The sequence below is a fragment of the Myxacorys chilensis genome, assembly GCF_059505265.1.
On record NZ_JCACKG010000189.1, the window covers coordinates 22215 to 38836 of the forward strand.

General features: G+C 49.1%; 20 protein-coding genes. 14 read left to right on the forward strand and 6 right to left on the reverse strand.

Translation table 11 applies throughout. The annotated features are described in order from the left end of the window. Nucleotides 1-142: 142 nt before the first annotated feature. Both AC5JLB_RS16625 and AC5JLB_RS16630 read right to left on the reverse strand, forming a co-directional pair. Complete coding sequence (locus tag AC5JLB_RS16625) at nucleotides 143-1669, reverse strand: sensor histidine kinase (protein ID WP_495874940.1); 1527 nt, start codon at nucleotides 1667-1669, stop codon at nucleotides 143-145. Next, nucleotides 1666-2346, reverse strand: coding sequence for a response regulator transcription factor (locus tag AC5JLB_RS16630; protein ID WP_495874941.1), 681 nt, complete (start codon nucleotides 2344-2346; stop codon nucleotides 1666-1668). Before AC5JLB_RS16630 ends, AC5JLB_RS16625 begins: the two co-directional genes overlap by 4 nt. 207 nt (nucleotides 2347-2553) lie before the next feature. Between AC5JLB_RS16630 and AC5JLB_RS16635 the strand changes: the two genes are divergently transcribed. The 11 genes from AC5JLB_RS16635 to AC5JLB_RS16685 all read left to right on the forward strand — a co-directional run bounded on the left by AC5JLB_RS16635 (nucleotide 2554) and on the right by AC5JLB_RS16685 (nucleotide 11413). Then, complete coding sequence (locus AC5JLB_RS16635) at nucleotides 2554-3162, forward strand: hypothetical protein (protein ID WP_495874942.1); 609 nt, start codon at nucleotides 2554-2556, stop codon at nucleotides 3160-3162. A gap of 91 nt (nucleotides 3163-3253) precedes the next feature. Beyond that, nucleotides 3254-3649, forward strand: a complete 396-nt coding sequence (locus tag AC5JLB_RS16640; RefSeq protein ID WP_495874943.1) for a response regulator transcription factor — start codon at nucleotides 3254-3256, stop codon at nucleotides 3647-3649. 34 nt (nucleotides 3650-3683) lie between these two features. Then, nucleotides 3684-3950, forward strand: a complete 267-nt coding sequence (locus AC5JLB_RS16645; RefSeq protein WP_495874944.1) for a peptidase — start codon at nucleotides 3684-3686, stop codon at nucleotides 3948-3950. Between the two features lie 60 nt (nucleotides 3951-4010). After that, nucleotides 4011-4793 carry an intradiol ring-cleavage dioxygenase gene (locus tag AC5JLB_RS16650; RefSeq protein WP_495874945.1) on the forward strand — a complete coding sequence of 261 codons (783 nt, stop codon included), beginning with the start codon at nucleotides 4011-4013 and terminating at the stop codon, nucleotides 4791-4793. Between the two features lie 116 nt (nucleotides 4794-4909). Further along, complete coding sequence (locus tag AC5JLB_RS16655) at nucleotides 4910-5566, forward strand: hypothetical protein (RefSeq protein ID WP_495874946.1); 657 nt, start codon at nucleotides 4910-4912, stop codon at nucleotides 5564-5566. Nucleotides 5567-5568: 2 nt separating this feature from the next. Continuing rightward, on the forward strand, nucleotides 5569-5946 hold the full coding sequence (locus tag AC5JLB_RS16660; protein WP_495874947.1) for a DUF423 domain-containing protein: 378 nt from the start codon (nucleotides 5569-5571) through the stop codon (nucleotides 5944-5946). A 92-nt stretch (nucleotides 5947-6038) separates the two neighbouring features. Beyond that, entirely contained in the window at nucleotides 6039-6833 is a 795-nt protein-coding gene (gene egtC, locus AC5JLB_RS16665; RefSeq protein ID WP_495874948.1) for an ergothioneine biosynthesis protein EgtC, read from the forward strand. Further along, nucleotides 6802-8061 carry an SUMF1/EgtB/PvdO family nonheme iron enzyme gene (locus AC5JLB_RS16670; RefSeq protein WP_495874949.1) on the forward strand — a complete coding sequence of 420 codons (1260 nt, stop codon included), beginning with the start codon at nucleotides 6802-6804 and terminating at the stop codon, nucleotides 8059-8061. Before egtC ends, AC5JLB_RS16670 begins: the two co-directional genes overlap by 32 nt. A gap of 135 nt (nucleotides 8062-8196) precedes the next feature. Beyond that, nucleotides 8197-9228, forward strand: coding sequence for an L-histidine N(alpha)-methyltransferase (gene egtD, locus AC5JLB_RS16675; RefSeq protein WP_495874950.1), 1032 nt, complete (start codon nucleotides 8197-8199; stop codon nucleotides 9226-9228). A 539-nt stretch (nucleotides 9229-9767) separates the two neighbouring features. Further along, on the forward strand, nucleotides 9768-10397 hold the full coding sequence (locus tag AC5JLB_RS16680; protein ID WP_495874951.1) for a hypothetical protein: 630 nt from the start codon (nucleotides 9768-9770) through the stop codon (nucleotides 10395-10397). A gap of 122 nt (nucleotides 10398-10519) precedes the next feature. Beyond that, the gene (locus tag AC5JLB_RS16685) at nucleotides 10520-11413 is read left to right on the forward strand and encodes a carbohydrate ABC transporter permease (protein WP_495874952.1); all 894 of its coding nucleotides are present in this window, start codon (nucleotides 10520-10522) and stop codon (nucleotides 11411-11413) included. On the opposite strand, the gene AC5JLB_RS16690 is transcribed toward AC5JLB_RS16685, so the two are convergent. From AC5JLB_RS16690 to AC5JLB_RS16705, 4 genes are all read right to left on the reverse strand, one after another. Next, nucleotides 11405-12295, reverse strand: coding sequence for an alpha/beta fold hydrolase (locus AC5JLB_RS16690; protein WP_495874953.1), 891 nt, complete (start codon nucleotides 12293-12295; stop codon nucleotides 11405-11407). The genes AC5JLB_RS16685 and AC5JLB_RS16690 overlap by 9 nt on opposite strands. 128 nt (nucleotides 12296-12423) lie before the next feature. Next, entirely contained in the window at nucleotides 12424-12750 is a 327-nt protein-coding gene (gene frp / locus AC5JLB_RS16695; RefSeq protein WP_495874954.1) for a fluorescence recovery protein, read from the reverse strand. 119 nt (nucleotides 12751-12869) lie between these two features. After that, nucleotides 12870-13829 (reverse strand): orange carotenoid-binding protein, encoded by a 960-nt coding sequence (locus tag AC5JLB_RS16700; protein ID WP_495874955.1) that lies wholly within the window; start codon nucleotides 13827-13829, stop codon nucleotides 12870-12872. Between the two features lie 338 nt (nucleotides 13830-14167). Then, nucleotides 14168-14929, reverse strand: a complete 762-nt coding sequence (locus AC5JLB_RS16705) for a ferritin-like domain-containing protein (protein WP_495874956.1) — start codon at nucleotides 14927-14929, stop codon at nucleotides 14168-14170. 222 nt (nucleotides 14930-15151) lie between these two features. Between AC5JLB_RS16705 and AC5JLB_RS16710 the strand changes: the two genes are divergently transcribed. The 3 genes from AC5JLB_RS16710 (at nucleotide 15152) to AC5JLB_RS16720 (ending at nucleotide 16418) form a co-directional block, all read left to right on the forward strand. Beyond that, nucleotides 15152-15712, forward strand: a complete 561-nt coding sequence (locus tag AC5JLB_RS16710) for a YfbM family protein (RefSeq protein ID WP_495874957.1) — start codon at nucleotides 15152-15154, stop codon at nucleotides 15710-15712. A gap of 166 nt (nucleotides 15713-15878) precedes the next feature. Then, nucleotides 15879-16091, forward strand: a complete 213-nt coding sequence (locus tag AC5JLB_RS16715) for a hypothetical protein (protein WP_495874958.1) — start codon at nucleotides 15879-15881, stop codon at nucleotides 16089-16091. Between the two features lie 6 nt (nucleotides 16092-16097). Beyond that, nucleotides 16098-16418: a pepsin/retropepsin-like aspartic protease family protein gene (locus AC5JLB_RS16720; protein WP_495874959.1), complete on the forward strand. Its 321-nt coding sequence runs from the start codon at nucleotides 16098-16100 to the stop codon at nucleotides 16416-16418. Nucleotides 16419-16622 lie beyond the last annotated feature (204 nt).

Consider the following 16622-nt stretch of genomic DNA (forward strand, 5'->3'; position numbering starts at 1 on the left):
AACTGTCCCCTAGGCTGAAGTATACCCTTAGGGTCTCAGTGTTTACAAAGCTTGTTCAGTTTATCGCTAGCTCATTCATCCCAATCTCAATGAAAGAACGGTAGAGGCACAGCATCCGTACCTCTCACCTCCATGAGGATTATCAGGATACGGGTAAGGTCAGGGTGAACGTTGTTTGTCCGGGTACGGCTGGGTCAAGCCTCAAGTTGCCGTTGTGTGCCCGCACAATTTCCCGTGCAAGGCTTAGTCCCAATCCGATTCCCTCTACTTTGCGCGTCCGGGCTGGATCGCCGCGATGAAAGCGATCGAAAATGCGTTGACGATCGCGCTCTAAAATATCTTTTGAGCTATTACTGATGGCGATCGCAACCCTTGCACCGTGGCGATGAGCGGTCATCCGAATCCAGCCGTTAGGCAAATTATATTTAATTGCGTTGCTAATCAAGTTTTGCAGAACTTGGATCAGCAAGTCGCGATCGCCACGCACCGTCAAGCCATTCGCCAGCTCAGTCTCAACCTTCAAATGAGGAGCAAGTAGTTCGATATCTTCTAACATCTCCCGCAATAAGCAAGAAAGATCCACCTCGACTCGGTAAAGATTCATTCGTCCGGCATCTGCCAACGAAAGCAGCAACAGTTTACGGACAATTCCACTCAATCGACGGACTTCATCGAGTAAGTTGCTTAAGCCTTGTTGCACCTCTGAGCCGGGTTCCGCCTGTTGCAGCGTGCGTTCTAGTTCTCCTTGCAAAATGGCGAGCGGCGTCTTCAGTTCGTGAGCCGCATCTGCACTAAAGCGAGATGATTGCTTAAAACTGCGTTCCAGACGTTCTAGCATCTGGTTAAACACCTGAACTAGTTCGACAAACTCTACATCCGTTGTGCCGATCGGGACTCGCTGTTCTAAACCACTCGCGGTCACGTTGCCAATCACAGTAGTGAGCTGTCGAATAGATTGTAAGCTACTGCCTGCGATCGCCCATGCACCAGCCGCGACCAACAACAGCACCCCTGGAATTGAAATCAGAAAAATACCACGAATGACAGACATTTCCTGATCAATCGCATTTAAGCTAATGGCGATCGCAACTTGAGTGGCAGGCGTCGTGACTGCTCCAATCCGCCATAGTCCAGTTGATGTGCGTTGAGTCACAAATCGAGGCGGGGAAGGGGGTTCGTCTGGACGTTGCAATCCAGGTTTCCGCCTAGAAAAATCGGAGCGAGCAGGAGGCGGATTTGGTTGAGGTGGCGCAATTGACGAATCAGACGGCGGGAACGGCATTGATGGGCGCGATGTCCACAAGTTTGCAACACTCAAATCAGTTGCCCATTGCGGCGATCGGTAAAGCACGTCGCCATCAGCATCGATCACTAGCAGCGCGATCGGGGTATTGGCATTGGTTCCAAACGCTCGCGGCAGGCGGGCTTCGTAGGATTGCCAGTGGTCTTGCGATTCTTTGGGCGGGGCTCCAAAGCGCGGACGACCCGCTGGCAACAGTTGACTTTGGAGTTCTGCATCCAAACGGCTCACCTTCGCCTCGTAGATGAGCCACGAAGAAATCGCTCCAAAGCCAACAAGGGCAGTTCCTGCCAGAACCGCAGACAGTAGCGCAATGCGGAGCCGAAACGATTTGCGAAGCCAAGCTCCAGAGGATCGCAGCCTGATCATAAGAACTCGGAAGCGCGAAACCGATAACCAACGCCGCGAATGCTCTCAATCCATCCCGCGCCACCAATCGAGTCAATTTTTTTGCGAATGCGCTGCACACACACGTCTACCACGTTGGTGTTGGGATTGAAATCGTAGCCCCAAATATGTTCCAAGATTTGGGTACGAGTAAAGACCCGTCCGGGCGATCGCATCAGGTATTCCAGCAAATTAAACTCGCGAGTTGTGAGTTCGACAACATATTGGTTGCACGTGACTTCTCGGGCGATTCGATCGAGTTTGATTGGCCCAACGGAGACCAAATTTTGGCGCTCTCCTGCACTGCGACGAATCACAGCGTGAATTCGGGCGACAAGCTCTTCTACAAAAAAGGGCTTTGCTAAATAGTCATCCGCGCCCAAGTTTAGCCCTTCTAGTCGATCGTCGAGTTCATTTCGCGCCGTTAGCAAAATCACGGGCACATTTTTTCCTTGGCGTCGCAGATGCTTGAGAATCGACAGTCCATCTTTGCCCGGAACCATGATGTCCAGAACGATCGCATCGTACTGGTTGTCTACCGCGCGATCGTAGCCCTCATTGCCGTTATCACAGTAGTCCACCACAAAGCCCTGCTCTTTCAACCCAGATCGGACAAAGTTAGCAATTTTGGCTTCATCTTCCACAAACAGAATGTGCATGTGATTGGCTCTATCAGGCTTTAACGGGATTCGCAGAGCGGAGTCTAGGCGATGCTCTCATTGTCGCTTGGGATGTGCAAATTAAGCTCCTGACGCAAATTACAAAACTGTAATCGAGAGACAGGGTAGCTTGTCATTTTCGTTGAGCTTAATGAGAACCATAGACACATTTCTCAATCCACATCTCTCAATCTTAGGAGAAAGCTCATGACGACTCGCCGAATGATTGCTCTACTTGCACTTCCTATTGTGATCGGCACGTTTGGATGTGTATCTTCAACTGGAGCAACGGCTCAATCTTCCCCTCTCGCGCAAGCCTCGCCTCAGCCCAATAATGGGCAAGACGAAGGGCAAAACGGGCGCCGTCATCGAGGGCCAGATTTTGCAGCAGCGGCTCAGAAATTAGGCATTACCGAAGCTCAGTTAAAAGAGGCGCTGGGAGTGCCAGCCAATCCAACACCCGGACAACGCCCTCCCCGACCAGACTTTAAAGCAGCCGCGACAAAACTAGGTATTACCGAGCAGCAGCTCGTGGATGCGCTAGGAATGCCGCCTCGTCGTCCCCGTCCCAATTTTGCAGCCGCCGCTCAGAAACTGGGCGTGTCAGAAGCAAACTTAAAGGCAGCCCTAGGCGTGCCAGCGAATCCACCGACTACACCACCGACGCCGGGACAGCGCCGCCCCAAACCCGACTTGAAAGCGGCAGCAGCAAAACTGGGTGTGACCGAACAGCAACTCGTGGATGCATTGGGAGTTCCGTCTCGCCCGCCTCAAGATAACAATCGACCGGACGAATCGCGTCCGCCTCAGTCCTAATCCCGAACGTTCTAAACCGGAGGATCGCGCGATCGCCGGTTTAGAATCCTCACTCGCAGGCATTCTGGCAGGGTATTCAGGAGGCAGCACCATGAAAAAAGCGTTGATTATTGTGAGAGATGACTGGCTGCGATCAACATTAGCCGACTGGTTAGAGCGAGATGGATTTGAACCGATCGCGGCTTGGGATAGTTTTATCGGATTGCAAATCGCTCAGTCTCAACAGCCTGAGCTGATGTTGTGTGAGGTAGACATGCCTGATCTCGATGGGTTTGCCATCTTAAATGAGCTTCGTCTCCATCCTCTCGATAAAAAGCCTTGCATGGTGCTAATTGGTCAATCCAGCGATGCTTCTCATGCCTTTGCCTTGGGCGCTGACGGATTTTTGCTCAAGTCGGCGGAATTGGAGAATCTGTTGCAGATGATGAGTGGCTGCATTCGGTCGCTTCAACAGCGGCGTGAATCGGTTCAAGACTTAATTCAGTAGAAAATTCAGTAAAAACGCAATTTCGCTAAGCTATATGAATCGCTTTCGTCAGTATCATCGGTGGCTTGCGATCGTACTTTTCCTGCCCTTACTCACAACCGTTATTAGCGGAGTTGGATTCACGATCGCTCGGTCACTGCATCAACGCGCATTAGCTGAATTTTTGATTCACATTCACACGTTAGAAATTTTTGGACTGGGTGAAGTTTTTCCCCTTTTGAATGGAATCGGATTATTCAGTTTGCTGATTACAGGAATTTACATGACTCGTTTGTTTCGGCAGCGTCGCTATCTCTCCTAATGTTTCAAACGCAGCGTTGCAGAAACTTACGTTCGGTTACTTTAGTTAGCAGCTATCAAAATGAAAAATACTCGTGTAAACAAAGTTTCAGTCGGCGCGATCGTCAAGCGGCGAGAAGTGCTTGGCTTTTTGGGAGGAGCAGTCGCCGTATCATTGGTGGGATGTCTGCGGAGTGAATCCGCCTCAGGCGAACCGAGCCGTACGCTGGATCAAACCCCGACCACAGCGACCAAGACTCCTGCCTGCGTCATCAAACCTCAACAGACAGAAGGGCCTTATTTTGTCGATGAAAAACTGAACCGCTCTGACATCCGCTCGAACCCTTCAGACGGAGCTGTAAAACCTGGAGTTCCCTTGCGGCTAGCCTTTCACGTCTCTCAAGTCGGGGCGGGTTCCTGTACGCCGTTGAAGGGAGCGATCGTCGATATTTGGCACTGCGATGCGTCGGGAGCCTATTCAGACGTGAGCGATCGCAGATCCAGTACGGTCGGTCAGAAGTTTTTACGCGGCTATCAGGTGACTGATGCGGATGGAAAAGTCGAGTTCGTGACGATTTACCCTGGTTGGTATCCGGGCAGAACGGTTCACATTCACTTCAAAATTCGGACTGAGGCGGCGTCTGCTCAAAGTTACGAATTCACCTCGCAGCTTTACTTTGATGATGCCATCTCAGATCAAGTCTACGCGCAGCCGCCTTATGCCGCCAAAGGGCAGCGCACTCAAAGAAATGAGAGTGACGGCATCTTTCAGGATGGTGGCGAGCAACTGCTGCTCCAACTCAGCCAAGACTCAACCGGATATGTAGGAACATTCGATATTGGGCTTGACCTCTCCACCACATAAACTCTGAATGGGTTTGAATTTGGAAGAGAGATGAACTCAGCCTTACGTCATTCCTCCTCCATCCTTATTCTTGCGGGCTAAGATGTCAGCAGAATTCACATCGTCATCAAAAGACTATGGCGCAAGGAAGAACGATCGCAGCCGGGGCCTCGTTTGGCATCGGACTTTTTTTCGGGCTGATTGCGGTGCTCGGCATCACTCAACCGAGAGCGACCCCTGAGCAGCAGTTCGCCTCGGTCGGTGTAGGACTGTTAGGCGGGGTTCCATCTACCGCATTGGGCAGTTGGCTGTTGATTCAAAGCCGCGATCGCCGCAACCAAAAAGAGCGCGATCGCCTGCAAAAGGTGTTCTACCGATTGCTGAAGGAAAATGGCGGCCAATTGAACGTGCTGCGCTTCTCAATGGAAGCGGGTATCAGCGGCACAGACGCGAAAGCATATTTAGATGAACGGGCACGCGAGTTTAACGCAGCCTACAATGTTTCGGAAGAAGGAAAGATCTTCTACTATTTCGATGGAGATTTTAACGCGCTTCCGGCTGCCACGGCTTATGATGTTGTGCTGCAATCGTTTCCTTGGCAGCATCGCGATCGCGTGCTCAGTTTACTTCAGCAAAACATGCGGCTAGAGCGATCAGTGCTGAAGGCACTGTTGAAACAAGCCAAGTCGCGTCCGGTTGCGATCGCAACCGATGTCACTGAACAACGAGCCAATTCATTAAAGCAAAAGTTAGAAGCGACTGGCGCAGCAATATTGATAGTACCAAAAGGATAATTATGGAACAATTGTTTATTACATTAGGAGCAACACTAGCAGGAATTTCAGTTGCCGCCGGAGCATTTGCAACACATTCGCTGCGAGAACGCTTGAACGAACGAATGCTCGATGTGTTTGAAACGGGAGCGCGATACCAGATGTATCATGCGCTGGCCTTAATTATGGTAGGTATTTTATTGAGCCGTCCAGAGGCTAATCAGGCGTGGCTAAATGCATCAGGAATTAGCTTTTTGATTGGAATTGGATTATTTTCCGGCAGTCTTTACGGATTGAGTTTATCGGGAGTGAAAGTGTTAGGGGCGGTTGCGCCTCTCGGTGGTGTGGGGCTTATTGTCGGCTGGGCCTGTTTAGCGATTAGCGCAACGCGCAACTTTTGAGAAAACGCTTTAACAGCAGTCCCGTTCGGCAGAACTTAAAAAATCGTGCCAGAATCGAGGTTCAATTTGTTCTTGTTAACTTTTCTTAACCTATGTGTCGTTTACTGGGCTATTTAGGGTCTCCAATTTCGTTGGAGCAAGTGCTTTGTCAACCTGAACACTCCTTGATTGTCCAGAGCTATCAACCGAAGGAGATGAAGTCAGGAGTCGTGAATGCAGACGGCTTTGGCATTGGTTGGTATGATGCTGAGCGTGAAACGGAGCCGTTCACCTATAAGAACGTTGCGCCCATCTGGAATGATGTGAATTTGTCGAGCTTGAGTCGGTATGTCGAGTCGCACTGTTTGTTGGCGAATATTCGAAGTGCAACTGCCGGAATTGCTGTAGATTTGAGCAACTGTCAGCCGTTTCAGTATGGTCAAATTTTGAGTATGCACAATGGGCTGATCAAAGATTTCCGGCATACGTTGTATCGTCCGATCTGCGATCGCTTAAGTGATGCAGCTTACCAATGGGTCAAGGGATCAACCGATTCTGAACACATGATTGCACTGCTGATCGATGAGCTTGAGACGAGTTCTACCCTGACCCAAGCATTACACCACATGCTAAAGGGACTGACGGAGCTAGGCGAAAAACATCAAACGCCGTTTTCTGCCAATTTTATTCTCAGTGATGGTCAACAACTCGTTGGATCTCGCTATGCTTACCAGCTCGATTCCCCTTCACTTTACTATTTGAAAGATGAGCCTTTGAAAGATAACTCAGTCTCTAACTCAGTGCTGATTGCATCGGAACCTCTGTTTGAGGGAAATTGGGAATCGTTGCCCGATCGCTGCCTTTTTACCGTACATCATGACCTCACGATCGATATTCAGCCTGTCTAATTCTCTGTCTAATTCTGTTGTGCAAACCCTTCAGGAGTGCCGCGAAGCAACGTTGGCGCTCTTTGAAGACGTTGACTACGACACGTTTTGCCGACAGGCGCATCCAGACTTCAGTCCGATTGGCTGGCATCTCGGACACATCGCTTACACCGAAGCGCTATGGGTTCTGCAACGCTGTGCAGGCGATCCGCCGACGCGAGGCGATCATCGCTTGTTTGCTCAAGACGGATTGCTGAAGCGCGATCGCGTGCATCTTCCAGCGAGCGCAGAGGTTTTAGACTACATGGATACGATTCGAGCCAGGGTGCTTACCTATTTAGAGGTCGCTCCTCTAGAGAAACAAGAACGACTGTGGCGATGGTTAATTCAACACGAGAGCCAACACGCAGAGACGATCGCCATTGTGCTGGCGTTATCTCAACGGTCAACCGAGCCGAACACAGACACAACGACTGATTGGATTAATGAGACGAATTGCTCTGTTCCAGAAGCGGACATGGTTCTGATTGAGGCGGGTTATTTCGAGCAAGGAAGCGACTCGATCGACGCGATGGACAATGAACGTCCGGTTCAACAGGTTTACTTAAAAGACTATTGGATCGATCGCTATCCGGTCACGTGTCAGGAGTATCGTCTATTTGTCGCAGAGGGCTATCGCGATCGACAGTGGTGGTCAGAGGAAGGCTGGAACTGGCTGCAAGCGACCCAGACTCAGTTTCCGTTGTATTGGACAGACGATCCGGTTTACGATACCCATCCAGTTTGTGGCGTCAGTTGGTATGAAGCGAGTGCCTACGCTCGCTTTGTGGGGAAGCGGTTGCCTACGGAGTCAGAGTGGGAGAAAGCGGCAAGTTGGAATTCGACGGCGCAAACTTGCTTGACTTATCCGTGGGGCGACGCAGAACCGGAGCGATCGCATTGCAATCATCAGCATAGAATCGGCAGGACTACGCCCGTCGATCGCTATCCTCAAGGGCAGAGTCCTTGGGGATGTTTTGATATGCTGGGTAATGTTTGGGAATGGACGGCAACCTGGTTTGACGGCTATTCAAACTTTGAGTGCTTCCCGTATGCAGGATATTCTCAAACCTATTTTGACAATGCCCATCGGGTGTTGAAAGGGGGCAGTTGGGCGACGCGGCGGTGGTCGATGCGGAATTCGTTTCGCAATTGGTATCATCCTCACGTTCAACAAGTTTTTGCAGGCTTTCGATGCGCCAAATCGTAGAGAATCGATCCGCCCTATGATCGGTTGCACCACGAACCGATGACCGCGCCTTTGCATTCATGCAGTCGTAGCCGATCTCAGTTGGAACTGTCGATTAAACCCGCAATTAGCGCATTGAGGAGTGATTCCAGATTTATGTCAACATCTCCATCGATTGATCAATCTAAACTGCATTCAGTTGAACACCGATTACGTTTAGAACATCTTGTTAGTCCGACCGAGCCATCTGAAGATGAACTGCATCCGGGCAGTGATGTGGTGCGCGGACTGACCCAAACGCCAAAGACTCTGCCACCCCGATATTTTTATGACGATCGCGGCTCTGAATTGTTTGAGCAAATCTGTGAGTTGCCAGAATATTATCTAACGCGAACCGAAACCGAAATTTTGCAGCAGTATGCAGGCGCGATCGCAGAGATCACGGGAGCTTGTGAACTGATCGAATTGGGAAGCGGCAGTTCGACTAAGACAAGAATCTTACTGAATGCTTATCAAGATTCAGGACAAGAACTGATCTACTGCCCGATCGATATTAGCGCTGGCATTCTAGAAAGCAGTGCTGAGCAGTTGTTGCTGGATTATCCTGACCTTCACGTTCATGGATTCATCGGAACCTACGAACTAGCGCTGCAAAAGCTGCCGGATAGCGAACTGCCAACCCGCCTGATCGGATTTATTGGCAGCACGTTAGGCAATCTCAACTCGCAAGCCTGCGACATCTTTCTGCAACAGATTACAGATGCGCTGAAACCGGAAGAATATTTTTTGCTAGGTATTGATTTACATAAAGCGAAAGCCCAACTCGAAGCCGCTTACAACGATAGTCAAGGTGTCACCGCCGAGTTTAACTTAAACATGCTGCGGCATCTCAATCGTCGGTTTGATGGAAACTTTGATCTGACCCAATTTAAGCATGTTGCGGTCTACAACGAATCGCAGCGACAGGTTGAAATGCATCTCAAGAGTTTGCGATCGCAGACTGTTCATCTTCAAGCACTGGATCTGACGGTCGAGTTTGAAGCGGGCGAAACCATCTTGAGCGAAATTTCCCGCAAGTTTGATCTCGATCAGATGCAGCCTCTGCTGGAGTCAAAAGGCTTAATGCCGATTCGCGTTTGGACAGATCAGAACCAATGGTTTAGCGTCATGCTGTGCCAACTGAAATAGTGCCAGCCCAGTGGATAGCGGAGAACGATGTAGCAGATAGTTCCAGCAACGCTCCGTAAAAATAGATGATGAAGCCAGTTAATCCGTTCATCTGCTACATCCGTTTCAACATGGGATGCCAACAAGGCGTGCGTAAGTCCTAGACATGACTGGGGAATGAATTTATTTCAGTAGTATTTAATCAGGCGGATGTATTTAGAGTGACACGCTTGCCTGCCCATTCTGAGACGGGTAGGGAAAGCAGCAGAACCAAAAATTCGCTGCGTCAGCCTCGTAAACTTGATGATTAATGGGATTCAAATTCAGAATTGTTGCTAAATCGATAAATTTGAATGACTCATTTCGACAAACTTGTATAAACTGAAGTAGAGAAATGGGGAATTGTGTCTTTGAATAGTAAGTAGGTATCTTAAACAACTACGATCCTACGCAAGCAATTGAGTGCCAATTCACGAAACTTCCTGGATTGCCTCACGTAAGCTGAATGACTACCAAAGACCGTTTGCAAACAGTTCCAACCCAGAGAAGGTGAAGAGGAGATGAGCGACACAACATCATTTTTAGGAGGCGCAGCGATCGCTGGACTCGCAGCCATAGTGTTGCTGCGGGGAGGTGTGTCTGCTAATTCGCCTGCCCTTCCTTCGTCGCCGCTCTCCCCAATTCAGCCCTATCCCACCATTCCGACTTATCCATCACCGGGAATGTATCCACCCGGCGCAGTGGCAACACCGACCAACGACTATGATAAGCAGCGTTTGGAGGCAGAGCAACTGCGATCGCAGGTCGAGCAGCAGCGCACGCAGATCGAGCAGCTAAAAGCCCAAACTCAAAGTCAGCAAGCTTTTATCGAAACATTGACCGCTCAGAACAAGGGCAACGGTGTGTCAGCCCTCCCGGTGCGACCGACTGCCGTTCCAACACCTAACGCTGAAGCTGCCAATCCAGTCATGAATGGCTTGATGTGGGCACTAGGAGGAATGATTCTCACCTTTGGAGGAGGAATCGCGCTCGTGGCCATGTTTGCGCTATTTGCCAGACAGCAGCGCCCTTCTCGCACGATTGAAGTGTTTCATGAGGACTATCCAAACTACCTCACGGCTCGACGGCGATCGCAAGCTCTCCCTGCTAGACGGGCGATTAGGCGCGTCGAGGCTGAAGACTTTGAATAGTCTTTGATGAAGTTATGGTCAAAGACCGCAAACCAAAGAATCTTTAACAAACCATAATAGTGAAGCGGTAAAGTGTGAGAGTGTTTTTGTCATGCAGCTTCTCAGGGGTTGCCCCGTTTGCTATGAAGACCCTCCGCACTTGGTATCCCGCTCAGCGTCATCTCACGCCCTATTTCTTTCTACTGCCCGCGCTGATCATCCTAGGAATTACGGTCTTCTATCCGGCGCTGCAAGCGTTTTATCTTAGTTTTACGCGCTACGACCTGATCGACGAACCACAGTGGATTGGTTGGGCAAACTTCAAGCGACTAGCCGCCGATGCGCTCTTTTGGCAAACCCTACGCAATACAATTTTGTACCTCGTGTGTGTTGTGCCCATTCTCGTGATTGCCCCGTTGGGACTGGCAATTCTCGTGAATCAAAAACTTCGGGGCATTCGCTGGTTTCGCGTCGCCTACTACACGCCCGTCATCATTTCGATGGTCGTCGCAGGCATTGCCTGGAAGTGGCTTTATGCCGATAACGGCCTGCTCAATCAAACGCTGAAAGCCTTGGGTATAGCCGCCATTCCATGGTTAACCGATCCAAGCTGGTCAATCTTTAGCGTCATGGCCGTCACCGTTTGGAAAGGCTTGGGGTATTACATGGTGATCTATCTTGCCGGACTGCAAGCTATTCCTGCCGATTTGTACGAAGCCGCCGCGATCGATGGTTCCGATGGTATCCGTAAGCATTGGGACATCACCGTTCCGCTGATGCAGCCTTACCTGCTGTTAGTCGGCGTCATTTCGGCGATTTCTGCCACTAAGGTATTTGAAGAAATCTTCATCATGACGCAAGGCGGCCCGCTCAATAGCTCCAAAACGATTGTGTATTACGTCTATGAGCAAGCCTTCAAGAACCTAGAAATTAGCTATGCCTGCACGATCGGACTCGTGATGTTTTTGATCATTTTGTCACTGTCGATCGTGCGGTTAGGCATTGGACGGTTCACAGACAATCAGCCGCTAAGCTAAGCCGGTTACCCAGTCACCAATTAATGCATTCACTTGATCGGGGACTTCATCATGCGGGCAGTGCCCCGCATGCAGGTAATACTCGGTCAACTGCGGGTGATAACTCCGGAACTTTTCGCCGCGCGATCGCGCATTAATCCACGGATCGCCTTCCCCCCAAATCATCAGAAGCGGTCTCGTCAACTCTCCCAACAAAACATCGACCTTTTCACCTTGAGGCGTGCGAAACACAGAAGCAAACACCTTGTCCGCCCCGACGTCCGCCGAAGGACGATAAATGTCTTCAACAAGTTGATCGGTAATGGCGCTCTGATCGAGATACACCTTCTCTAGCGTTTTGCGAATCACAGACTTCTGACGCACATATTGGAACAGCAGCCAACTTGCCCAGTCTTGCTGAAACAAGGTCGTCACCACATTTCCCATCACCTGCCGAATCGGATCAGGTTTCGTTGTGCCTTGAATGTCGGTAAAGGGGCCTGCACTATTAATCAAAATCAATCCCGCCGCTGACTGGGGACGCTGCGACGCAACGCACAGCCCCACATAGCCACCGAGCGAATTCCCCGCTAAAACCGCAGGTTGACCAATTACATCCGTAATAAACTCATGCAACTGATCGCGCCACAAATCACCGCTGTACTCCCATGCAGGTTTACTTGAGCGACCAAATCCCAACAGATCAATCGCCCACACTTCAAACTGCTCGCTCAGTCCAGCTACATTCTTTCGCCAATGATCGGTCGAAGCTCCAAAGCCATGAATCAATAAAAGAGGAGGGCGATCTGAGTGACGCTCACCTGCTTTTACGTAATAAATTTGTTGTTGCCGCCAATTCCAATACTGTCCGGGAATCGCGGTAACAGAGGGCGCAACCTGCATGACGCAACACAATAAACTCACTGCTACTTATTCTAAGTCTTGCAAGAGGTACATTTGACAACAAGACAGGGCGGAAATCTGCAATTGCATGGTGTTGAAGAATTAGCAAGGCGGATGACTGACCAACATTACATGCGCGCAAGCGCTGCTACTTTAGTGAGCTTGCCGTGATCGAGTCCTTCTAGTTCATCTAACTGTAGCCATCCCTCTTTAACCAATCCAGCAAAGACAAAGATGAGAACCGAATATCGGTAGTCATATTTACCATCGATCTCGTGTCGTTTTGCACTTAGAAAATCGTGTAAACGCCACATATCGTCAAGCCCTGCGATCGCACTCGCTTTCTTACGAACGTCTTCAATTAAGGCATCAATCTCTCGTTTGTAGGCTTTCTCAAACGCGGCTTGAGCTACCTTTTTCTCTGCTGTAGACCACTCAATTTCACGCACTCTCATCACTCAATCTAAAATCTACTTGTCACTCAAGCTGGATAAACACCCTCCGAAATGATGGAGCGCTCCTTAAAAAAGAGCGCTCACCGATCATCCGCGATGGACTCGTGCTTAACGATTCTCTAGCGAACCAGATTTAGCAGTTCTTTGGGAGACGCCAGCAAATCAATGGCGACGAAGAAGATTTTGCCTTCAGGATTGATCAAAAATCTCCACGCCATATTCATTCCGACTGCGGCTCCAAACCAAGGGGTCTGCACTTTACCTGTCACCTTCACTTGGGTATAGCTATCTTCTGCTGGCTCAGAAACGCCCCGCTCTGGAATCAGCTTCAGGTTCTGACACTCTTCTCGGAAAAAGCGCATGATTGCCTCTTTGCCAACGATCGGTCTTTGGAACGGAGGCTGCAATGCCCCATCTGGCGCAAACAGCGTGATCAGGGTGTCAAAGTCATTCGCGTTCAGGTTGTTCATGTAGTTCAACACCGTTGCATTATTCATGCCTTCGATGTTGACCTTTGTGCGCTGTGACAGTTCAGTAGGAGCAACAACCGGTTCGGAATATCTGGTGCTGCCGTCTAGTTTGTTTGGATCAAATCCCATATCGACGACAGAGTTCCGCAAGACGGTGATTTGCTGACCTTGATCCATTTCTCTCAAGGATTGCAGCACTGCCGATGCATTCGCCGAAAGCTGATAGCCTGCCGGGATTGGAGCAACGACCCCTTGTTCCATCCACTGCCCAAGCTGATACCAAAATCCTAATTTGATGTTTGGCGACCACGCCGCGTAGGTGCGGCAGATGGGTGTATCAGCATGGTTTGCCAAGTCGCACATGACCTGCGTTTGCTCAGGAAAACTCATGGTTTTGACCTGCTGTAGAATTCCTTCTGCAAACTGCATACTCGCTGCACCTGGAGCCGCGATCGTAATCGTCTTACCCATTTCAAGAAACGCGAACCAAGTCCATGCCAGTTGGTCTTCAGCGCTGAGTTGATTGAATCTAGCAGTTAAAGCCGGTACTGCATCAGCCGAAAGAGTATTCGGAAAAATACTGCGGGCTGAGTCAAGGGTAATAGGCATAGTACAAATTCACCATTACTAGATTTTACAATCGGCAAGAATTGGCAAGAAAGTAATACCAAATCCTTTGAAGAAGCGGATTTATCTCCTAGGAATAAGATACATAAAACTTTATATTATGTAAAGTTTCTTAACAGATTTCGTTTACATTCTTGAAAAAGAAGTTTATCTCAATGGGTTCAAAGCGCTTGATTTTAAGGGAATTAGGAGCAGAGCCGCTAAAAAATGGATGTTAACAACGCTGCTCAGAATTGCCTGAACAAGGCTGCCAACATCCATCATCTGTAAACTATTGACTTGTGAACTATCAACTGAAGTACCAACTTTGCCAGAAAGCCCTACGCAGCGACTTGTTCAGCCGCTCGCACCTCTTCCATATCAACGGGTGAGCCTTCTTCGGTCATCTGACCCATATCACCGCCCTTTTGCACAAAGTTTTGCACCGTTGCCATTAGTGCATTCACTTTACGAGTCCGCCATTCGTCAATCAACTGCTGAGTTTTAGCGACTCCTAAGCGACGCTCTAGCGTTTCGCGAAGATAGGCAGCATGACCTGTTTCATCCTCAGCAACGCTCAGAATGCCTTTCTTGAGATTGGCACTGACCGGATCGCTCGGTAAGGCGTTGGCAATTCGCACAAAGTCTTTACTCGCGTCAAACTCCAAAATATAAGTACTTGCCAGAAAAACTGTCCAATCGAGGTTTTGAGGTTTCAAGTCGTCTTGAGAAAACCCCTCAAAATAAGCCGCAAAAAACGGGCTCCGCTTTTGCTCATCGGGTCGCCCGTCTACCACCTTCTTTTGTTGCAACTTAGTGAAATCAATCACTTTCTTATTCAGTTGCTTTAGTCCGTGAGCAAAAATCTGACCGTGACGCTTCTCATCTGAGGCATGTTTGTCTAAACGCACAGCTAACCAGTCATCGCCTTCTGCTTTGGCGCGATCGCGCAATGCTTCTAAAAACGGCACCGATCCTGATTCTGCCATCTGAAAACCCGCGAGGACATTGGGACGACTTTTGGGGTCGCGCACACTGCTAGAGGTGATGTAAGCGATCGCACCTGAACCCGCAATGTGGAGCAGTTGAGTCAAGAAGTTCATAGATGGAGGCAGTATAGAGGAACTACTCATTATGGTAGCGTCACTCTTTTGAGCGCGGAGCGATCGCTCCCTTGTTTCTACAGAATCAATAGTTATGCGGCTGATTCTCTATCAAGGCAATCCTTTGGGGCTCTCTGTTTGTATTCAGTAGTGTGTGCAAGACTATCAAAGAAGTTTTAGTCCTGGGAATATTGTGAATAGCTTTTAGTTTGGGAACATAGTATGGGTATAACAGCTACTTACAGACGTGTTACACCACAGGAGTTTTCAGAGCTTCAAAATGATCCTGAAGCGGCTGAATCTTTTTTCGGGCCTGACCTAGATAGCTTCGATTTTAGTAATCCAAAGGCAATGCTTGCCAAATTTCAGGAGCAAGAAGCTGACGAACGTTACTTTAGCCTTGAAAAAGAATGGCACGCCCTACATTTTCTAATCACCGGGGATTCAAGTTTAGAGGGTGATACTCAGTTACAACCACCATATTGCAACATCGTTGTGGGAGATACACCAACGCAGTTTGAAGCAACATACGGGTTTGTACGCTACCTTGCACCTGAAGAGGTTAGAGCAGTTGCCGAGTTGCTGAGTACAATTTCTGTTGAGGAATTGAGACGAAGATTTGATCCTGCTGCGTTTAATGCTGCAGAAATTTATCCGAACCCTCGTCCTGGTGGATGGAATGAGGAAGAGATAGAACCGTTGTTAGAAATGTATCCAGAATTGGTAGAGTTCTTTCAGAAGGCTGCTAGAGATGGAAACATCGTTTTGCTCTCATCTGATTGAACCGTGCAGGCTAACAGTCCTGTTGTACACCGTTGTACACCGACTGTATAGTATTTCTTTGTTAAGTCCGAGAGGCTACTCGCACGGGTGAACGGGGTCGTTAGCCTGATGAGGTAAGCATCAAGTAAGCTGTAAGCATAAACCTTAGAAAGTAGAGGTACAGCACATGACACTCGCTGAGGTGCTTCCTGCGGCGCGGCAACTCTCCGCAGCGGAAAAACTTAAACTGATTCGGATTCTGGCTGAGGATTTAGAGATAGCTGAGGATATTTCGCCGTTGGAACCCTTCAAAACCTATGACCTGTCAACTCCATATGATTGTTTTGGAGCGGGTGCAGTTTTAATGGAAGTTCTTAAGCAGTCAGATGTAAATCAGTAGTAGTGAATGCGATTCAAATATTCAACCACTAGCTCAACCCAAAACGAGTTTGACAGCCTGCCAAGACTTCCGTTATCGCTGCGTCGAGAAGCTCAAAGCGTTGAAGCGGTTGGTTTAGTGGATAGTGGAGCAACCGTAAACGTCTTACCTTACGAATTCGGTCTTCAGTTGGGAGGTATTTGGGATGAGCGCAGAGCCATTATTCAATTAGCAAGCAATCTGGGCAGTCAGCCAGCGATGCCACTTTCTGCGATTAGCTACGCAACTCCGAAGGAAACGCTCAGATCGGAGAATTTTCACCAACTGAATTGGTGTTTGCTTGGGTGAAGAGTCCAAACGCACCATTGATTCTAGGTCAGACTAACTTTTTCCTTGAATTTGATGTTTGTTTCTACCGTTCCAAAATGGAGTTTGAGGTCAAACCGAAATTGTAGAAAGCTAGCTAAAAGGTACTGTTTGTACGCAGGCTATACGAGGCGTAACCAGTAGCTCGGCTGTATCGATAAAATTCCATCGTTCTCGACCAGAACG